At 64.4% G+C, this 17361-nt stretch carries 19 protein-coding genes; 10 read left to right on the top strand and 9 right to left on the bottom strand.

Going from position 1 to position 17361, the window contains the following annotated elements; genetic code table 11:
* Positions 1 to 37: 37 nt before the first annotated feature.
* Complete coding sequence (locus tag HX881_RS00195) at positions 38 to 940, bottom strand: LysR family transcriptional regulator (protein WP_042936020.1); 903 nt, start codon at positions 938 to 940, stop codon at positions 38 to 40.
* A 142-nt stretch (positions 941 to 1082) separates the two neighbouring features.
* On the opposite strand from HX881_RS00195, the gene HX881_RS00190 reads away from it, so the two are divergent.
* The 4 genes from HX881_RS00190 to HX881_RS00175 all read left to right on the top strand — a co-directional run bounded on the left by HX881_RS00190 (position 1083) and on the right by HX881_RS00175 (position 4509).
* Entirely contained in the window at positions 1083 to 1781 is a 699-nt protein-coding gene (locus HX881_RS00190) for a CoA transferase subunit A (protein ID WP_017127559.1), read from the top strand.
* A 31-nt stretch (positions 1782 to 1812) separates the two neighbouring features.
* The gene (locus tag HX881_RS00185) at positions 1813 to 2472 is read left to right on the top strand and encodes a CoA transferase subunit B (RefSeq protein ID WP_017127560.1); all 660 of its coding nucleotides are present in this window, start codon (positions 1813 to 1815) and stop codon (positions 2470 to 2472) included.
* 14 nt (positions 2473 to 2486) lie between these two features.
* Positions 2487 to 3665, top strand: a complete 1179-nt coding sequence (locus HX881_RS00180) for an acetyl-CoA C-acetyltransferase (RefSeq protein WP_103032986.1) — start codon at positions 2487 to 2489, stop codon at positions 3663 to 3665.
* A gap of 85 nt (positions 3666 to 3750) precedes the next feature.
* Complete coding sequence (locus HX881_RS00175; protein WP_177082110.1) at positions 3751 to 4509, top strand: DJ-1/PfpI family protein; 759 nt, start codon at positions 3751 to 3753, stop codon at positions 4507 to 4509.
* Here HX881_RS00175 and HX881_RS00170 read toward each other — a convergent pair.
* Genes HX881_RS00170 through HX881_RS00155 form a run of 4 tightly spaced genes read right to left on the bottom strand, consistent with a single transcriptional unit; the run spans position 4506 to position 9001 of the window.
* Positions 4506 to 5480 carry an ABC transporter permease gene (locus tag HX881_RS00170; RefSeq protein WP_042935962.1) on the bottom strand — a complete coding sequence of 325 codons (975 nt, stop codon included), beginning with the start codon at positions 5478 to 5480 and terminating at the stop codon, positions 4506 to 4508. The two genes, HX881_RS00175 and HX881_RS00170, sit on opposite strands and share 4 nt — an antisense overlap.
* Positions 5477 to 6484: an ABC transporter permease gene (locus HX881_RS00165; protein WP_177082109.1), complete on the bottom strand. Its 1008-nt coding sequence runs from the start codon at positions 6482 to 6484 to the stop codon at positions 5477 to 5479. Before HX881_RS00165 ends, HX881_RS00170 begins: the two co-directional genes overlap by 4 nt.
* Positions 6471 to 8015: a sugar ABC transporter ATP-binding protein gene (locus HX881_RS00160; protein ID WP_177082108.1), complete on the bottom strand. Its 1545-nt coding sequence runs from the start codon at positions 8013 to 8015 to the stop codon at positions 6471 to 6473. Before HX881_RS00160 ends, HX881_RS00165 begins: the two co-directional genes overlap by 14 nt.
* Positions 8015 to 9001: a sugar ABC transporter substrate-binding protein gene (locus HX881_RS00155; RefSeq protein ID WP_177059720.1), complete on the bottom strand. Its 987-nt coding sequence runs from the start codon at positions 8999 to 9001 to the stop codon at positions 8015 to 8017. Before HX881_RS00155 ends, HX881_RS00160 begins: the two co-directional genes overlap by 1 nt.
* 287 nt (positions 9002 to 9288) lie before the next feature.
* Here HX881_RS00155 and HX881_RS00150 point away from each other — a divergent pair, with 287 nt between their 5' ends.
* Positions 9289 to 9510: a hypothetical protein gene (locus HX881_RS00150; protein WP_177082107.1), complete on the top strand. Its 222-nt coding sequence runs from the start codon at positions 9289 to 9291 to the stop codon at positions 9508 to 9510.
* A 7-nt stretch (positions 9511 to 9517) separates the two neighbouring features.
* Here the strand turns inward: HX881_RS00150 and HX881_RS00145 are convergent, their stop codons facing one another.
* The 3 genes from HX881_RS00145 to HX881_RS00135 are packed head-to-tail and all read right to left on the bottom strand — an operon-like array spanning position 9518 to position 11439.
* Positions 9518 to 9940: a VOC family protein gene (locus HX881_RS00145; RefSeq protein WP_017127566.1), complete on the bottom strand. Its 423-nt coding sequence runs from the start codon at positions 9938 to 9940 to the stop codon at positions 9518 to 9520.
* 29 nt (positions 9941 to 9969) lie between these two features.
* The gene (locus tag HX881_RS00140) at positions 9970 to 10368 is read right to left on the bottom strand and encodes a carboxymuconolactone decarboxylase family protein (RefSeq protein WP_017127567.1); all 399 of its coding nucleotides are present in this window, start codon (positions 10366 to 10368) and stop codon (positions 9970 to 9972) included.
* Between the two features lie 42 nt (positions 10369 to 10410).
* On the bottom strand, positions 10411 to 11439 hold the full coding sequence (locus HX881_RS00135; RefSeq protein ID WP_177082106.1) for an AraC family transcriptional regulator: 1029 nt from the start codon (positions 11437 to 11439) through the stop codon (positions 10411 to 10413).
* A 211-nt stretch (positions 11440 to 11650) separates the two neighbouring features.
* Between HX881_RS00135 and HX881_RS00130 the strand changes: the two genes are divergently transcribed.
* Genes HX881_RS00130 through HX881_RS00120 form a run of 3 tightly spaced genes read left to right on the top strand, consistent with a single transcriptional unit; the run spans position 11651 to position 14348 of the window.
* Positions 11651 to 12832 (top strand): acetyl-CoA C-acyltransferase family protein, encoded by a 1182-nt coding sequence (locus HX881_RS00130; RefSeq protein WP_177082105.1) that lies wholly within the window; start codon positions 11651 to 11653, stop codon positions 12830 to 12832.
* Between the two features lie 12 nt (positions 12833 to 12844).
* Positions 12845 to 13699: a 3-hydroxybutyryl-CoA dehydrogenase gene (locus HX881_RS00125; protein WP_177082104.1), complete on the top strand. Its 855-nt coding sequence runs from the start codon at positions 12845 to 12847 to the stop codon at positions 13697 to 13699.
* Positions 13700 to 13706: 7 nt separating this feature from the next.
* Complete coding sequence (locus HX881_RS00120) at positions 13707 to 14348, top strand: TetR/AcrR family transcriptional regulator (RefSeq protein WP_177082103.1); 642 nt, start codon at positions 13707 to 13709, stop codon at positions 14346 to 14348.
* 77 nt (positions 14349 to 14425) lie between these two features.
* Here the strand turns inward: HX881_RS00120 and HX881_RS00115 are convergent, their stop codons facing one another.
* The gene (locus HX881_RS00115; protein ID WP_177082102.1) at positions 14426 to 14776 is read right to left on the bottom strand and encodes a hypothetical protein; all 351 of its coding nucleotides are present in this window, start codon (positions 14774 to 14776) and stop codon (positions 14426 to 14428) included.
* Between the two features lie 264 nt (positions 14777 to 15040).
* Here HX881_RS00115 and HX881_RS00110 point away from each other — a divergent pair, with 264 nt between their 5' ends.
* Positions 15041 to 16147 (top strand): enoyl-CoA hydratase/isomerase family protein, encoded by a 1107-nt coding sequence (locus HX881_RS00110; RefSeq protein WP_177082101.1) that lies wholly within the window; start codon positions 15041 to 15043, stop codon positions 16145 to 16147.
* Positions 16148 to 16150: 3 nt separating this feature from the next.
* Complete coding sequence (locus HX881_RS00105) at positions 16151 to 17302, top strand: acyl-CoA dehydrogenase family protein (RefSeq protein ID WP_177082100.1); 1152 nt, start codon at positions 16151 to 16153, stop codon at positions 17300 to 17302.
* The last annotated feature ends 59 nt before the right edge of the window (positions 17303 to 17361 follow it).

Here is a 17361-nt window from a genome sequence, read left to right as displayed (position 1 = left end):
ATTGCGCATCGTAGGAAAAGATCCATGCCAGACCGACTTATTTCTCAAAATTCAGGTAACGGGATCTTTCTTCCAACAAGATATCGAACAGCGCCTGGGCCGCGGCGGACAGTTCATGGCCTGGTTTGGTCAGCACGCCGATGGCCCGCTCCACCACCGGATCATGCAAGGTGATGCAACGGGCGCCCAGCTCGCGCATCTGCCCGACGCACAATGCCGGTACCGCGCTCACGCCCAGGCCGCTGGCAACCATCCGCCCCACCGTCGCCAACTGATGGCTCTCGAACTCCACCGGCAGGGTCATATCCCGCGCCCGCAGGTGCTCCTCCAGCATCACCCGCACATTGGAGGGGCGCTGCAGGGTGATAAAGGGCTCCTTGAGCAACGAGTTCCAGTCGATCTCCTCGCGCTCGGCCAACGGCGAATCCGCGGGGACCACGGCCACGAAACGATCGACATACAACGGCGTGAAGGTCAGCGACGAGTTCTGCAACGGTTCGAACGCCACCCCCAACTCCACCTGGCGATCGCCCACCATCTCCAGCACCTGCTCGTTGACCACGTCGTTCACCGCGACATTGACCTGCGGATAACGGGCACGGAAGGTCTTGAGGATCGGCGGCAGCAGGTTGCCGGCAAACGACGGCATCGCCGCCAGGGTCACCCGGCCACGCTGCAGGGTGAAGCGCTGGCGCAGCTCGTCCTCGGCATTGTCCCAGTCGGCGATCAGTCGCCGGGCCAGGGGCACAAGGGCTTCGCCCTCCGGAGTCAGCGCGACATTGCGGGTATTGCGACTGAACAGGCGGCCGCCCAATCCTTCCTCCAGCGCCTTGATGGTCAGGCTCAGGGCCGATTGCGACAAGTAAAGACGTTCGCCCGCCACCGCGAAGCTTAAACTCTGGGCAACGGCGAGAAAGGCCCTAAGCTGTTTGACGGTCATCGGCATCGTCTCGGCATGAATAGCTATTATTGAGCTTTATCAATCAATCAAACCTAAAAATCAACTTAACAAATATATTTCCCGGAGCAACACTCTACTCAAAGGCCGCTCGGGCCACGAACAACAAAAGAGGATCGTGCATATGGCAGGTTTCGATAAACGCGTGGCGTCCTACGAGGAAGCCCTCGCCGGCCTGGAAGACGGCATGACCGTGCTGTCCGGCGGCTTCGGTCTGTGCGGCATTCCGGAAAACCTGATCGCCGAGATCAAGCGCAAGGGCACCCGCAACCTGACCGTGGTCTCCAACAACTGCGGCGTCGACGGTTTCGGACTCGGCGTACTGCTGGAAGACCGGCAGATCAGCAAGGTCGTGGCCTCCTATGTGGGCGAAAACGCCCTGTTCGAGAAGCAGTTGCTCAGCGGCGAGATCGAAGTGGTCCTGACGCCCCAGGGCACCCTGGCCGAGAAAATGCGCGCCGGCGGCGCCGGGATCCCGGCCTTCTTCACCGCCACCGGCTACGGCACCCCCGTCGCCGAAGGCAAGGAAACCCGCGAATTCAATGGCCGTCCGTACCTGATGGAAGAGTCCATCACCGGTGACTTCGCCATTGTCAAAGGCTGGAAGGCCGACCATTTCGGCAACGTGATCTATCGCCACACCGCCCAGAACTTCAACCCGCTGGCCGCCACCGCGGGCAGGATCACCGTGGTCGAAGTCGAGGAGATCGTCGAACCGGGCGAACTGGACCCGGCGCAGATCCACACCCCTGGCATCTACGTCGACCGGATCATCTGCGGCACGTTCGAGAAGCGCATCGAACAGCGCACCGTGCGCAAGTAAGCCGGCCCCCTCGACTAACGGAGAACAATAAATGGCACTTTCCCGCGAACAAATGGCCCAGCGCGTCGCCCGCGAACTGCAGGACGGCTTCTACGTGAACCTCGGCATCGGCATCCCGACCCTGGTCGCCAACTACATCCCGGCCGGCATGGAAGTCATGCTGCAATCGGAAAACGGCCTGCTCGGCATGGGCTCCTTCCCCAGCGAAGATGAAGTCGATGCCGACATGATCAACGCCGGCAAGCAGACCGTGACCGCCCGTATCGGCGCGTCGATCTTCTCCTCCGCCGAATCCTTCGCGATGATCCGCGGCGGCCATATCGACCTGACCGTGCTCGGCGCCTTCGAAGTCGACGTGCAGGGCAACATCGCCTCGTGGATGATCCCCGGCAAGCTGGTCAAGGGCATGGGCGGCGCCATGGACCTGGTGGCCGGTGCCGAGAACATCATCGTCACCATGACCCACGCCTCCAAGGACGGCGAGTCGAAGCTGCTGCCACGCTGCAGCCTGCCGCTGACCGGCGCCAACTGCATCAAGCGCGTACTGACCGACCTGGCCTACCTGGAAATCGAAAATGGCGCTTTTGTCCTCAAGGAACGCGCACCTGGCGTCAGCGTCGAAGAGATTGTCAGCAAGACCGCGGGTAAACTGATCGTTCCCGACCACGTGCCTGAAATGCAGTTTTCCTGATGAGGAATGAAGCGATGCAAGATGTAGTGATTGTCGCCGCCACCCGTACCGCGGTGGGCAGCTTCCAGGGTTCGCTGGCCAGCATCAGCGCCGTCGACCTCGGTGCCGCGGTGATCCGCCAGTTGCTGAGCCAGACCGGCCTCGACGGTGCCCTGGTCGATGAAGTGATCATGGGCCAGGTGCTGACCGCCGGCGCCGGCCAGAACCCCGCGCGCCAGGCCGCGATCAAGGCCGGCCTGCCCCACGCGGTACCGGCCATGACCCTGAACAAGGTCTGCGGCTCGGGCCTCAAGGCCCTGCACCTGGCGGCCCAGGCCATACGCTGCGGCGATGCCGAGGTGATCATCGCCGGTGGCCAGGAAAACATGAGCCTGTCCAACTACGTGATGCCCGGCGCCCGCACCGGCCTGCGCATGGGCCATGGCCAGCTGGTCGACACCATGATCAGCGATGGCCTGTGGGATGCGTTCAACGACTACCACATGGGCATCACCGCCGAGAACCTGGTGGACAAGTACGGGATCAGCCGCGAAGCCCAGGATGCCTTCGCCGCCGCGTCGCAGCAGAAAGCCGTGGCCGCCATCGAGGCCGGGCGTTTTGTCGACGAAATCACGCCGATCCTGATTCCCCAGCGCAAGGGCGATCCGCTGGCGTTCGCCACCGATGAACAGCCACGCGCCGGCACCACCGCCGAGTCCCTGGGCAAGCTCAAGCCGGCCTTCAAGAAAGACGGCACGGTCACCGCCGGCAACGCCTCGTCGCTGAACGACGGCGCCGCCGCGGTGATCCTGATGAGCGCCGCCAAGGCCAAGGCCCTCGGCCTGCCGGTCCTGGCGAAGATCGCGGCCTACGCCAATGCCGGCGTCGATCCGGCGATCATGGGCATCGGTCCGGTCAGCGCCACCCGCCGCTGCCTGGACAAGGCCGGCTGGTCCTTGGAACAGCTGGACCTGATCGAGGCCAACGAGGCTTTCGCGGCCCAGGCGCTGTCGGTGGGCAAGGAACTGGGTTGGGACGCGGCCAAGGTCAACGTCAACGGCGGCGCCATCGCCCTCGGCCACCCGATCGGCGCCTCGGGCTGCCGGGTGCTGGTGACCCTGCTGCACGAGATGATCAAGCGCGATGCGAAAAAAGGCCTGGCGACCTTGTGCATCGGCGGCGGTCAAGGCGTGGCCCTGGCCATCGAGCGCTAGACCCGGCGTACGGGCGGAGCGGGCTTGCCCGCTCTGCTGCTATCCTCGATCGATGCCCCTTTGCGCATCGAGCGAGTCCAACCGCATGATTCTTGTCCTGCTGCCCCACTCCGATTACGACCCCACCGAAAGCAGCGTGCCCTGGCAATACCTGCATCGCGCCGGTATCGACGTTCGCTTCGCCACTCCGCAAGGCACCCCGGCCCATGCCGATCCACGCCTGGTGGAACAGGGTTTCGGCCTGCTGAACCCGTTGCTGATGACCCGCAAGGCCGATCTGCAAAGCTACCAGGCGATGCTAGCCGACCCGCATTTCCAGCAGCCGCAGACCTACGCCGAGGTCGACCCCGCTCAGTTCGACGGCCTGCTGGTTCCCGGCGGCCATGCCGAGGGCATGCGCAGCCTGCTCGAGTCGGACGCGGCACAACGCATCGTGCTGCATTTCTTCAAGACCGACAAACCGCTCGCTTCGGTCTGCCACGGTCCCCTGCTGCTGGCCCGCACCCTCGACCCGGATACCGGGCGCTCGGTGCTGTACGGGCGCAAGGTCACCGGCCTGCTGGCGGCCAGCATGGAACTGGCGGCCTGGCTGATCACCGCGCCCTGGCTCGGTCGCTACTATCGCACCTACCCGCAAACCGTCGAGGCGGAGATCAAGGCCGCACTGGCCAGCCCGAAGGACTTTGTCCCCGGGCCACCGGCACTGCTGCGTGACTCGGCGAGCAAACCCGGGCGTGGCTTCGTGGTCCGCGACGGCAACCTGCTGACCGCCCGCTGGCCGGGTGACTGCCATCGCCTTGCCGCTGAATGGCTGCAGATGCTCAAGCAGCCGCATACCGCTTAGGCCTGTCGCTCCAGCAATCGGCGGCTGACAAAGCTGAAGCCCAGGACGATAAAGATCAGCACACCGGTAGCGACCTGCTGCCAGTAGAAATTCCAGCCGATCAACAGCAGGCCGTTGGCGATGACATTGATGAACAGCACACCCAGCAACGTCCCCGGAATATTCGCCCGCCCCTGGCGATTCAAGGTAGTACCGATGAACACCGCGCCAATGGCGTTGAGCAGGAACGCATTGCCAGACAGCGGCACGTAGGCGCCGACCGTGGAACTGAGCAGGATCCCTGCCAACCCGCAGGCCAGGGCAGCGGCCAGGACCACACTGGTGATGATGCGTCGCACCGACAATCCCGAGTAATACGCCAGCAACGGCTGGGTCCCTTGGGCCAGCAGTTCACGGCCCAGGCGGCCACGGGCCAGAACCAGGCCATAGACCAGGGCCAGGCCGATCACGATCAGCAACGGCAAGGGCAGGCCCAACGGACTCAGGCTCGCCAGTTCCGGCTTGAAGGCCTGGGCGATATAGATGGGCTGACCGCCGTCCGACAGCAACTGCTGGGCGCTGGTGCCGATAAACAAGGTGCCCAGGGTTGCCAGGAACGGACTGATCCGCAGCCCGGCGATCAAGCCCGCGTTCACCGCTCCCACCAGCAAACCCGCCACCAGCGCTGCCGGCACGGCTACGGCGAGCCCGTGACCGGCATTGAGCAGCACGACAAAAGCGAAGCTGGCGAAATCCAGCGCCGTGCCGACCGACAGGTCGATGCCACCCGCCGCCACCGCGTAGGTCATGCCGATGGAGACAATGGCCAGCAGGACAAAATTGTTCAGCACCAGGCTCTTCAGGTTGCCACTGCTGAGAAAGCCCGGCGCCAGCCAGGCAAAGAGCAGGACAATCCCCAGGAATACCAGGGGCAAGGTGAAGGGCAGCAACGAGCGCACGCTCGCCACCGGGTATGCAGGCACGGCCCTCATGAAGGTTCACCTCGATTCAGTGCACTGGAAGCAGCGACTACCAGCAGGATCAGTACACCCTGCACCCCGTTGACCCAGAAACTGGACAGGTTCAGCAACTGAAAGCCGTTGATGAGAAAGCCGATCAACAGGGTCGCCAGCAAGGTGCCGGGGATACTCGCCACCAGCCGCCGGGAAAACACCACGCCGAGAAAGGCAATCGCCACCACCGACAGCAGCATGTCACCGGAGCCGGTGGTACTGCCGCTGAAGAAGGCTGCCGAACACAACGCCGCCACGGCCGCACACAGCCCCGACAGCAGATAGCTGGAAAACACGTAGGCCGTCACCGCAATCCCAGCCGCCTGCGCAGCCTGGGGGTACTCGCCGACGGCATGCAGGCGCAGTCCATAAGCGCTGTGCTGGATCAGCAGGGTCAGCAATCCGGCCATCGCCAGCAGCACCCAGGCCAACGCCGGCACCGCCAGCCAGGTCCCGCCACTGAGCAGGTCGAGCAACGGCGAATCAGTGGGCACCACGGTATTTTCGGTGAGGACCAGTTCCAGCCCGGCCAGCACATTCATGCTCGCCAGCGTCGCCAGCAACGGTGGCAAGCGCAGCACCACCACGGCCAGGCCATTGAGCAGACCCACCGCGAGGCCGCAGCCCAGGGTCAGTGGCAGGCTTGCCAAGAGGTCCAGGCCGGCATTGTTGAGTCGGCTGAACACCGCCGCGCACAGCCCCAGGTTGGCCGCCAGCGACAGGTCGAGCCCGCCGGCCAGCACATTCGAGCCACCGCCGATGATCACGCAGGTCAGGCCGAAGGCCAGTACCCCGAGGATCGCCGACTGGCTGAAGACATTGGCGATATTGCCCACGGACAGGAAGTTCGGCGCCGCCAGCGCAAACCCCAGCAGAATGACCAGGAACACGCCCAGGGAACCCCGCCGCAACAGCAGCACCCACAAACGCCGGGACAGGCCCGGCGCAGTGCTCGCAAGGGACAACTCATCAGGCCGGGACATGCGCCACCTCCCTGCTCGCCGAGCCGATGCTCCGGGCCCGCACCGCGCCCGTGGCACAGGCCAGCAACTGGTCGCTGTCAGTCTCGGCGGCGCGGAACTCGCCGGCGATCTCGCCCCGATGCAGCACCAGGATCCGGTCGCTGATACCGAGCAGTTCCGGCAGGTCCGAAGACAGCACCAGCACCGCGGCCCCCTCTGCCACCAGGCGCCCGATCAAGCGGTAGATCTCCACCTTCGCCCCGACATCCACACCGACACAGGGCTCGTCCAGCAGGTACACCGCCGAACGTCGGCTCAGCCATTTGCCCAGGGCGACCTTCTGCTGGTTGCCACCGCTGAGCTGACTGACCGCGGCCTGGGGCCCCGGCGTCTTGATTGCCAACTCATCGATCAGCCGCAGGCTTTCCGCCAGTTCCTCACGCCGGCTCAGCCAACCCCAACGGCTGAAGCGTCGGAGTCCGGCCAGGGTCAGGTTCTCCAGTACCGAGAGAACCGGGGCGATCCCCTGGCTGCGCCGCTCTTCCGGCACCAGGGCAATCCCCGCGGCGATGGCCTGGCCCGGCGACCGCAGACGCAACAGACGGTCCTCCAGGTGAATACTGCCGCTGTCGGCCCGGACTACGCCAAACAGGGTCTTGAGCAAGTCCTTGGCGCCCGAGCCGACCAACCCGGTCAGGCCGACGATCTCGCCACGCCGCAGTTCCAGGTCGATCTGCCGATAGCGCCGGGCCAGGCTCAGCGAACGCACCCGCAGCAGCACCTCGCCGGGCTCTACCGGCATCTTGGGGTACATCTCGCGGACCTCGCGATTGACCATCAACCGGGCGATCTGCGCGCTGGAGGTCTGGCGCGGTTCGACCACCGCCACATCCCGGCCATTGCGCAACACCGTGACCTGATCGCACAGGCTGTCGATCTCCTGCAGGTAATGGGAGATGTACAGGATCGACAAACCCTGGTCGCGCAAGCGCTTGACGATCCGCAGCAACTGGTCGACCTCGCGCTTGACCAGGGCCACGCTCGGCTCGTCGAACACCAGGATCTTCGGCTTGCGGATCAGCGCCCGGGTGATCTGCAGCACCTGGCGTTCGGCACTGTTCAACTCGCCGACCAGCGCCCCCGCCGGTAGTTGCAGGTCGAAATATTCCGCCAGCAGGCGCTCGGCCTCGCGCTGCTGCCGGCGCCGGTCGACAAAGGGGCCACGGCGCAGCTCATGGCCAAAAAACAGCGCTTCGCCCACGGTGAAACGGGTCGGCAACAGTCGCTCCTGATGGATGAACTGCACACCGAGGGCTTCCACCTGGCGTGGTGACAACGCGGCATACGGCTGGCCGTCGATGCGCAACTGCCCGGAGTCCGCCTTGTGGATACCGGCCAGGATCTTGATCAGGGTCGACTTGCCCGCCCCGTTCTCGCCCACCAGGCCGTGGATGGTGCCACGCTCGACTTTCAGGCTCGCATCGTCCAGCGCCAGGGTCGCGCCGAAGCGCTTGTGCAGATGCTCCAGATGCAATGCCGGGGCTGCCGTCATCAGTCACCCCGCAATTGCTGGACCTGCGCCAGGTTACTGGCGGTGGTCAGCAATGTCGGTACGTGGGTTTCCCTGGGCAGGTCATGCTGCCCGGCCAGATAGCGGGCGACGTTCTGCACCGCGGTCTTGCCGATCAGTGCCGGCTGCTGCGCGACGACCGCGCCCACCGGTGAATCCGCCTGGCCCAGCAACTCCAGCACCTCCGGAGTGCCATCCACGCCGTAGGTCTTGATCTCGGTGCGCCTGGCGTCGATCAGCGCCTTGCTGGCGCCCAGCTGCGGGATGTCCCATGCGGCCCAGATCGCCGAAATGCTGCCTGCCGGGTACTTGTTGAGCAAGGCGGAAACCTGGGAGTAGGCATCCTGCACGGTGTTGGGAATCACATCGCGCAGTTCCGGCTCGATGATCTCCAGTTGCGGGTGGTCCTTGAGCGCCAGCTTCAACTGGTCGTAGCGGATCGCGCAGACCGGCACGCCGTAGAAACCGTTGAATACCAGGATCCGGCCCTTGCCACCGGCATCCTTGATCAATTGATCGGCCAGGGCGCGGCCGGTGGCGACGTTGTCCGAGGTGGTGTTGTTGAGGCTGTACTGCGAAGGCGCATCGATGGTGAACAGCGGAATACCGGCCTTGCTGATGCGCTTGAGCCAGGGATCGATGACGCTGAGCGTGCCGAGGGTCTGGATGACCGCGTCGGGCTTCTGGGTGACCACCGTCTGCAACTGGGTCACCAGGTTCTTGTCATTGCGCCCGGCATCCAGGGTGATCGGCGTGCCACCGAGACGCTTGATCTCGTCGACCTGGGCCTGGAACGCCTTGATATCGAAATAATGACTGGTGCCGGTCATGCTCACGGCAATGCGCTTGCCGGCCAGGGACGGTACGGTGTCGTCCCCTTCGGCGGCCAGGGAGGCGCCGGCGTGGCCCAGCAGCAACGCTGCGCCGAGCCAGACAAGAGGTGAAAACAGGGAACGGGTGCAAGGCATACGGAGCTCCGCTGAGCGACGGGTGAAAGGGTTCACCCGATCGTATTGCAGAGCCCATGCCATTATTTTAAACGAATAAAATCAATAAGTTGTGACGAAATCGATTATCACGCCCTGTGCATCCGGGGAACAAATGTCGAATCACTGTTGCCCTGGCAACAGTTGCGCAGAAACCGACGAAAGGTATTCAAGACTGTCATTTCTGACAGTAGCCAGCCGTCTCGGCACGGCTCACATTGTCGGCAGCAGTCACTTTCACCGATTGAGATGCTTTTGGGAGAAATGCCATGAGCGATAGCGATCCACGCAAGAAATATAAGCTTCCCCCCTACGAGAAATACACCATCACCTCGGCGGAGGAAGGCAAGGCGCCTTACTACGTGTGGCGGCCAGAAGGCGGGCAATTGGTCAATGACGCCGATCCTGATGCGGACCCTTATGCCTCCACCGGTGGTTTTGGTTCAATTGGAGACGCCAAGGCGCGCATAAACGAAAGCGCCGCTAACTGACGACCGCCTATATGCCGCCGGACAGAAGCGTTTCCAGGGCCGGCGTATGCACAAAGCACAACTTGTTGCCTTCCGGGTCGCGGCAATAGGCGCCGTAATAATCGGCCGAGTAATCGGGGCGCAGGCCCGGCGCCCCTTCATCCCTGGCACCCAGCGCCAGGGCCCGGTTCCAGGCGGCCCGCACCGCCGCCTGGGACGGCGCGGCAAAGCTCACCTGCACCCCGTTGCCCCAGGTCGCCGGCAGGCCGTTGAACGGCTCCTGGACAAAGAACTGCGGCCAGCCGCGCCCCGGCAACTGCCAGCCGGCGCCGGGGGGGCCGTTGTCCTGGTCATCGTCCATGCGCACCAGGCCCAGTTCGGCCAGCACCGCTTCGTAGAACGCAATCATGCGCGGCAGGTCCCGCGCTCCAAGCTGGATATGGCTGAACATGGCAGTCGTCCTGGGGTGGGTTGGCGGTCTCAGTCGAGCTTGAACGCATCATCCAGCGGAATACGGTAACCGTTGGCCAGCCGATTGGTCTCGTTGGCCATGCCGACCACCGCCTGCAACTCGCCGAACATCGCCTCGGTCATCCCCGCCTTGCGTGCCGCCGCCGTATGGGAAGCGATGCAGTACGGACAATTGTTGGTGACGCTGACGGCGACGTAGATCAGTTCCTTGGTCAACGGATCCAGCGCACCGGGGGCCATGATTTCCTTGAGGCTTTCCCAGGTCCGGCGCAGGGTCGGCGGATGGGCCGCCAGGCATTTCCAGAAGTTGTTGACCTGCTCGACCTTGCGGGTCTGCATGATGTCGTCGTACACCGCCCGCACTTCGGGGCTGGCTTCTTCGTATTCGATCAGATGCTTGGATGACATGAACGGTCCTCGGGGGAATGGATACCGGTGAATGATCAAGGTCTACAGCGAGGGATCAGATGTACCGCATCGCCCGCGCGAACGAAAGCTCCCGGGACTCTCCCCGGTCCACTGCTTGAAGGCCCGATGGAAAGCGCTGGGCTCGCGGAAGCCGACTTCCTGGGCAATCTCGGCAATGCTCAGGCTGCTGCCGCGCAGCCGTTCGAAGGCCATGGCCCGGCGGACTTCGTCCTTGATCTCCTGATAGGAAAAACCTTCGCGCTGCAAGGCTCGGCGCAGGCTGGCGAGGTGGATGCCGAACTCGCCGGCCAGTTGCTCCAGGGTCGGCCAGTGGTCGTAGCCACAGGCCCGCAAGCGCTGGTGGACACGGGCACTGAAGCCTTCGCGATTGCGGAAACGGATGAACACCGACTGCGGCGCGTCCCGCAAGAAGGTATAGAGCGACTTGCGGTCCTGCAACACCGGCAGGCGCAGGTACTCCCGGTCGAACTCGATCTCGGTGATGGCCGCATCGAATTCCACGTAGGCGCCCCAGAGCAGGTGTTCGTCGCCATGGGGCGGCCGGGCATGGGCAAACCGCGCGCGGCTGATGGGAATCCGCCGCCCGGCCAGCCAGCACATCAGCCCGACGATCAGGATCAGGAAGGTTTCGGTGATCACCGCCTGCAAGTAGGGATCCCTGGTAGCGGTTTTCATCACCACGACCACCCGCTTGCCCCGTACCTGCACCTGGGCCTGGATATCGCGCAGGAACAGCGCGAAATACTCCAGGGACAGCCCCAGCGCCTTGCCCACCGTCGGCGCCTGGATCAGGCCGCGGCAGATCAGGGCAAAGCTGCCGATGGGCATGCCGTGGGAATCGAAGCCGAAAAACTCATCGCCCAGCTCGCGGATCACCGTCAGCCAGAGTTGCGCCAGCAGCCTGGGCGCGACCCTTTCGCCCAGTTCGTCCACGGAACGCTCGCTGAAACCCGCCGCCTGCAACAGCTCGGCGACCCGCTGTGGACGGTCGAGAAAGCGCACCAGCAGGGCCTTGACGAAATACGACGACACCGAATGTTTTTCTTTCATGAATCCCAGGCTGCATATGGCAAAAAATAACAATTTTACTGAGCAGTTTCGGCATAGGCCGGACCGACACCCGGCCCTAGACTTATCGGCCAGGTGAACCTTACTTCAGATCGGGTGACAGGTGCGGATTGCCGAACCCCGTGGGAGCCGGCTCCTGCAAGGTCGCGACCTGCTCCGCCTGTCGATCACAACAACAAACCAGGAGTGCCCCATGTCCAAGCCCGAAGTGTATATCGTCAGCGCCGCCCGGACCGCCATCGGCACCTTCGGCGGCGCCCTGAAGGATGTCGCCCTGAGCGAACTGGCCACCACCGCCGTCAAGGCCGCCCTGCAACACAGTGACCTCGACCCGGCCCTGGTCGGCCATGTGGTGATGGGCAATGTGATCCCCACCGACACCCAGGACGCCTACCTGTCCCGCGTCGCCGCCATGAACGCCGGCATTCCCAAGGAAACCCCGGCCTACAACGTCAACCGCCTCTGCGGTTCGGGCCTGCAGGCGATTGTCTCGGCGGCCCAGACCCTGCTGCTCGGCGATGCCGAAGTGGCCATCGGTGCCGGTGCCGAATCCATGAGCCGCGGCCCTTACCTGCTGCCATCGGCACGCTGGGGCGCGCGCATGGGCAATGTCCAGGCGATCGACTACATGCTCGGTATTCTCCATGACCCGTTCCATGGCATCCACATGGGGATCACCGCAGAAAACATCGCCGAACGCAACGGTATCACCCGTCAGATGCAGGATGACCTGGCCCTGGAAGAACAGCTGCGGGCCCGTCGCGCCATCGACGAGGGTCGCTTCGTCTCGCAGATCGTCCCGGTGGAAGTACGCAGCCGCAAGGGCACCGAGCTGTTCAGTGTCGACGAACACCCGCGCGCCACCTCGCTGGAGCAACTGGCGCAGATGCGCACCGCCTTCAAGAAAGACGGCACGGTCACGGCCGGCAACGCCTCGGGTCTGAATGACGGAGCGGCCGCCCTGCTGCTGGCGACCGGTACGGCGGTCCAGGCCAACGGCCTCAAACCCCTGGTCCGCCTGGTGGCCTATGCCCACGCCGGGGTCGAACCCGAGCTGATGGGCCTCGGCCCGATCCCGGCCACCCGCCTGGCCCTCAAGCGCGCCGGCCTGACCGTCGCCGACCTCGACGTGATCGAGGCCAACGTCGCCTTCGCGGCCCAGGCCTGCGCGGTCAGCCAGGAACTGGACCTCGACCCGGCCCGGGTCAACCCCAACGGCTCGGGGATTGCCCTCGGCCACCCGGTGGGTGCCACCGGCGCGATCATCGCCACCAAGCTGATCCATGAATTGCACCGTACCGGCGGGCGTTATGGCCTGGCGACCATGTGCATCGGCGGCGGGCAAGGCATCGCGGTCATCTTCGAACGAATCTGAAGGACAACACCTATGACTATTCAACGTATCGCCGTGATCGGCGCCGGCATCATGGGCAACGGCATCGCCCAGGTCTGCGCGGTCGCGGGCCTGCAGGTCAGCCTCATCGACGTGTCCCAGGCCGCCCTGGACAAGGGCCTGGCAACCCTCACCGGCAATCTGGACCGCCAGGTGCGCAAGGCCGTGATCAGCGCCGAGGACAAACAGGCCGCGCTGGGCCGCATCCGCCTGAGCAGCGACTACGCGGTGCTGGCCGATGCCGAGCTGGTGATCGAGGCCGCCACGGAAAACCTCGAGCTGAAAAAGCGCATCCTCAAGCAGATCGCCGAAGTCGTGGACGACACATGCATCATCGCCACCAACACCTCGTCACTGTCGATCACCGAGCTGGCGGCGGCCATCGCCCTGCCCGAGCGCTTTATCGGCCTGCACTTCTTCAACCCGGTGCCGATGATGGGCCTGCTGGAAGTCATTCGCGGCCTGCAGACCAGCGATGTCACCCACGCCAGCGCCCTGGCCCTGGCCACGCAGATCGGCAAGACGGCGATCACCGCGCGCAACCGCCCGGGCTTCGTGGTCAACCGCATCCTCTGCCCGATGATCAACGAGGCAATCTTCGTGCTCCAGGAAGACCTGGCCAGCGCCGTGGATATCGACGCCGGCATGCAACTGGGCTGCAACCAGCCGATCGGCCCGCTGGCCCTGGCCGACCTGATCGGCCTGGACACCCTGCTGGCGATCATGGAGAGCCTGCACTCGGGCTTCGATGAACCGAAATACCGGCCGGCGCAGTTGCTCAAAGAAATGGTCGCGGCCGGTTACCTGGGTCGCAAGAGCGGCCGCGGTTTCTACTCGTACGAGCGCTGAGACGGCCATGGCCCGGGCCGCTCTCGCCACCCCGCCGCTGCCGGGAGAAGTCATCCCGGCCAGGGCCTCGCGCCACCTGGAGACCCGGGCAAAAGCCGTGGCGCTGTTTGCCCGGCGCGGGTTCGCCCAGGTCGGCCTGCGGGAACTGGCGGGACACCTGGGCATCCAGGCGGGCTCGATCTACAACCATATCGAGAGCAAGGAAACCCTGCTGTTCGAGCTGATCGAAAGCCTCTACCTGGACCTGCTGGACATCGTCACCCCACCGGTGCGGGCCTCGCGCTCGGCGCAAAGGCGCCTGGACGAACTGATCGCCGCCCATCTGGACCTGCATCGCGACAAGGGTGATTTCTTCCGGGTCGCGGAGCACGAGTTCCACTGCCTGGAGGCCTCGCACCAGGCCGTGGTGCTGGTGCTGCGTCGACGTTATGAAAGCCACCTGATCAAGCTGCTGACGCCCCTGGGCCTGTCACCCGACGAGACCCTGGCGCTGACCACCGTGCGCACCTTCCTCTGCCTGCTGAACAACCTGCCGGCCTGGACCGATGAAGCGGGGCTGGAGCCGGGTACCTATCGCGCACTGATGCATGACATCGCGCTGGGGGCGGTGAAGGGCGCGCTTGCCCACAAAGGCCCTGGTCCCCGCTAGCGTTCAGGCACAGCCCGATCTTCCTCGAACGACCGCCATCCGCTTCGACGAAGCGGGCTGCCGGTCGGATCAGGCCATCACAGGCAGGTCGCGACCGCCGCCAGTCGCCGGGCACCGATCGGCTTGCTGGTGGTGGCGTAGTAGTCGACCACCGTGCCTTCGGCGTCGCGGCGGACATCGACGAAATACTCCGAACCGCGGGTATAGACGGTCGAACCGCCCTTGTAGCCCGGTTGCAGGTAGGCCGCGGCATCCACGTCGAAGACCGCCTCGTCCTGCCAGGAGAACTGGATGCACTGGGCGACGACATTGTCGGCCTTGGCCGAGGTAAAGGTCTTGGTCGGCCCGGTGGTGCGGGTCTGATTCATGCCGGGACTCATGCACCCCGCCAACGCTACTGTCGCCAACGCCCCGATTAACATCCGCATGACCGTTCCCTGCTCCGAAAAAAAGAAGCGACTTTAGCATTGAGTCCGCGCAATACGAATCTGATTTCCACCCCGCCTGGTTCAGATACGGGTTGCAACCGCGGCATGTTGGTCCAGACTATCCATGGCCCCACTCGAACAGGCATAAATGCAGACAAGACCTGCACTTATCCCGGTTGTATCGGGCAAATTTGCACTGTTACGATCGACCATCGTTCGTCCGCCGAACGCACTCAAAAAGACAATAAAAGCAGGGAGTTAGTAATGACTGCTCGGGTTTCATCCTCCGCTGCCACGGATTTCGACAACACCTCGGCCGACGTCCTGGCCGACGTGCGCAACCATATCGGCCACCTGACCCTCAACCGCCCCGCCGGCCTCAACGCCCTGACCCTGGACATGATCCGCCTGCTGCAACGCCAGCTCGATGCCTGGGCCGAGGATCCGCATGTCCACGCCGTCACCCTGCGCGGAGCCGGCGACCGTGCATTCTGCGCCGGCGGCGATATCCGCTCGCTCCATGACAGCTACCAGAGTGGCGGGCGCCTGCACGAAGATTTCTTCGTCGAGGAATACGCCCTCGACCTGAGCATCCACCACTACCGCAAGCCGGTGCTGGCGCTGATGGACGGTTTTGTCCTCGGCGGCGGCATGGGCCTGGTACAGGGCGCCGACCTGCGGGTAGTCACCGAGCGCAGCCGGCTGGCCATGCCGGAAGTCGGCATCGGGTATTTCCCGGATGTCGGCGGCAGCTATTTCCTGCCGCGCATTCCCGGCGAAATCGGTCTCTACCTGGGAGTCAGCGGCAGCCAGATCCGTGCCGCCGATGCGCTGTATTGCGGCCTCGCCGACTGGTATCTGAGCAGCGACAAACTCAACGAACTGGACCAGCGCCTCGACCAGCTGGAGTGGCACGACACGCCCCTCAAGGACCTGCAGGGCCTGCTGGCCAGGCTCGGCGTGCAGACTTTGCCCGATGCCCCGTTGGACAAGCTGCGCCCGGCCATCGACCACTTCTTCGCCCTGCCCGACGTGCCCAGCATGGTCGAGCAGTTGCGGGAAGTGACCGTCGCCGACAGCCATGAGTGGGCCCGGGAAACCGCCGACCTGCTGGAGACCCGTTCACCGCTGGCCATGGGTGTGACCCTGGAGATGCTCCGTCGTGGCCGGCACCTGAGCCTGGAGGAATGCTTCGCCCTGGAACTGCACCTGGACCGCCAGTGGTTCGAGCACGGGGACCTGATGGAAGGCGTGCGCGCCCTGCTGATCGACAAGGACAAGAAGCCCCGGTGGAACCCACCGATCCTGCAGGCACTGCGGCCCGAGCAGGTCGCCCGCTTTTTCCACGGCCTCGACACGGGCAGGAACTGAACCATGCACGATATCGAACTGAGCGAAGAACAAGTGATGATCCGCGACATGGCCCGGGACTTCGCCCGTGGCGAGATCGCGCCGCATGCCCAGGCCTGGGAAAAGGCCGGCTGGATCGACGACGCCCTCGTCAACAAGATGGGCGAACTGGGCCTGCTGGGCATGGTGGTGCCCGAGGAATGGGGCGGCACCTATGTCGACTATGTGGCCTACGCCCTGGCCGTGGAAGAAATCGCCGCCGGTGACGGCGCCACCGGCGCGCTGATGAGCATCCACAACTCGGTCGGCTGCGGACCGATCCTCAACTACGGCAGCCAGGCCCAGAAGGAAACCTGGCTGGAAGAGCTGGCCACCGGCCGGGCCATCGGCTGCTTCTGCCTTACCGAACCCCAGGCCGGCTCAGAAGCCCACAACCTGCGCACCCGTGCCGAACTCAAGGACGGCCAGTGGGTGATCAACGGCGCCAAGCAGTTTGTCAGCAATGGCAAACGGGCCAGGTTGGCGATCGTCTTTGCCGTGACCGATCCGGAACTGGGCAAGAAAGGCATTTCCGCCTTCCTCGTCCCCACCGACACCCCTGGATTTATCGTCGACCGCACCGAACACAAGATGGGCATCCGTGCCTCGGACACCTGCGCCGTCACGCTGAACCAGTGCAGCGTGCCCGAAGCCAACCTGCTGGGTGAGCGTGGCAAGGGCCTGGCGATTGCCCTGTCTAACCTGGAAGGCGGCCGCATCGGCATCGCCGCCCAGGCCCTGGGCATCGCTCGCGCCGCCTTCGAGGCCGCGCTGGCCTACGCCCGGGACCGCGTGCAGTTCGGCAAGCCGATCATCGAGCACCAGAGCATCGCCAATATGCTGGCCGACATGCATACCCGGATCAACGCCTCGCGCCTGCTCATCCTGCACGCGGCGCGCCTGCGCAGCGCGGGCCAGCCGTGCCTGTCGGAGGCTTCGCAAGCCAAGCTGTTCGCTTCGGAAATGGCCGAGAAGGTCTGCTCGTCAGCGATGCAGATCCATGGCGGCTACGGGTACCTGGAGGATTATCCGGTGGAGCGCTACTACCGCGATGCGCGGATCACGCAGATCTACGAAGGGTCGAGCGAGATCCAGCGGATGCTGATCGCCCGGGAACTCAGGCACTATCTGGTGTAACGCCAGAAAACATCGCCGGCAAGCCGGCTCCCACAGGTTTTTGGTTGGTCACCTATTTG

This window comes from Pseudomonas gingeri, assembly GCF_013386115.1.
Lineage (GTDB): Bacteria > Pseudomonadota > Gammaproteobacteria > Pseudomonadales > Pseudomonadaceae > Aquipseudomonas > Aquipseudomonas gingeri.
Note: the sequence above shows the minus strand (reverse complement) of the source record. Positions and strands in the feature narration are given on the sequence as shown.

Bases quoted from the DNA above. Each gene is read 5' to 3' on its own strand.
- HX881_RS00195 (WP_042936020.1), bottom strand. From the start codon at position 940: ATGACCGTCAAACAGCTTAGGGCCTTTCTCGCCGTTGCCCAGAGTTTA.
- HX881_RS00190 (WP_017127559.1), top strand. From the start codon at position 1,083: ATGGCAGGTTTCGATAAACGCGTGGCGTCCTACGAGGAAGCCCTCGCC.
- HX881_RS00185 (WP_017127560.1), top strand. From the start codon at position 1,813: ATGGCACTTTCCCGCGAACAAATGGCCCAGCGCGTCGCCCGCGAACTG.
- HX881_RS00180 (WP_103032986.1), top strand. From the start codon at position 2,487: ATGCAAGATGTAGTGATTGTCGCCGCCACCCGTACCGCGGTGGGCAGC.
- HX881_RS00175 (WP_177082110.1), top strand. From the start codon at position 3,751: ATGATTCTTGTCCTGCTGCCCCACTCCGATTACGACCCCACCGAAAGC.
- HX881_RS00170 (WP_042935962.1), bottom strand. From the start codon at position 5,480: ATGAGGGCCGTGCCTGCATACCCGGTGGCGAGCGTGCGCTCGTTGCTG.
- HX881_RS00165 (WP_177082109.1), bottom strand. From the start codon at position 6,484: ATGTCCCGGCCTGATGAGTTGTCCCTTGCGAGCACTGCGCCGGGCCTG.
- HX881_RS00160 (WP_177082108.1), bottom strand. From the start codon at position 8,015: ATGACGGCAGCCCCGGCATTGCATCTGGAGCATCTGCACAAGCGCTTC.
- HX881_RS00155 (WP_177059720.1), bottom strand. From the start codon at position 9,001: ATGCCTTGCACCCGTTCCCTGTTTTCACCTCTTGTCTGGCTCGGCGCA.
- HX881_RS00150 (WP_177082107.1), top strand. From the start codon at position 9,289: ATGAGCGATAGCGATCCACGCAAGAAATATAAGCTTCCCCCCTACGAG.
- HX881_RS00145 (WP_017127566.1), bottom strand. From the start codon at position 9,940: ATGTTCAGCCATATCCAGCTTGGAGCGCGGGACCTGCCGCGCATGATT.
- HX881_RS00140 (WP_017127567.1), bottom strand. From the start codon at position 10,368: ATGTCATCCAAGCATCTGATCGAATACGAAGAAGCCAGCCCCGAAGTG.
- HX881_RS00135 (WP_177082106.1), bottom strand. From the start codon at position 11,439: ATGAAAGAAAAACATTCGGTGTCGTCGTATTTCGTCAAGGCCCTGCTG.
- HX881_RS00130 (WP_177082105.1), top strand. From the start codon at position 11,651: ATGTCCAAGCCCGAAGTGTATATCGTCAGCGCCGCCCGGACCGCCATC.
- HX881_RS00125 (WP_177082104.1), top strand. From the start codon at position 12,845: ATGACTATTCAACGTATCGCCGTGATCGGCGCCGGCATCATGGGCAAC.
- HX881_RS00120 (WP_177082103.1), top strand. From the start codon at position 13,707: ATGGCCCGGGCCGCTCTCGCCACCCCGCCGCTGCCGGGAGAAGTCATC.
- HX881_RS00115 (WP_177082102.1), bottom strand. From the start codon at position 14,776: ATGCGGATGTTAATCGGGGCGTTGGCGACAGTAGCGTTGGCGGGGTGC.
- HX881_RS00110 (WP_177082101.1), top strand. From the start codon at position 15,041: ATGACTGCTCGGGTTTCATCCTCCGCTGCCACGGATTTCGACAACACC.
- HX881_RS00105 (WP_177082100.1), top strand. From the start codon at position 16,151: ATGCACGATATCGAACTGAGCGAAGAACAAGTGATGATCCGCGACATG.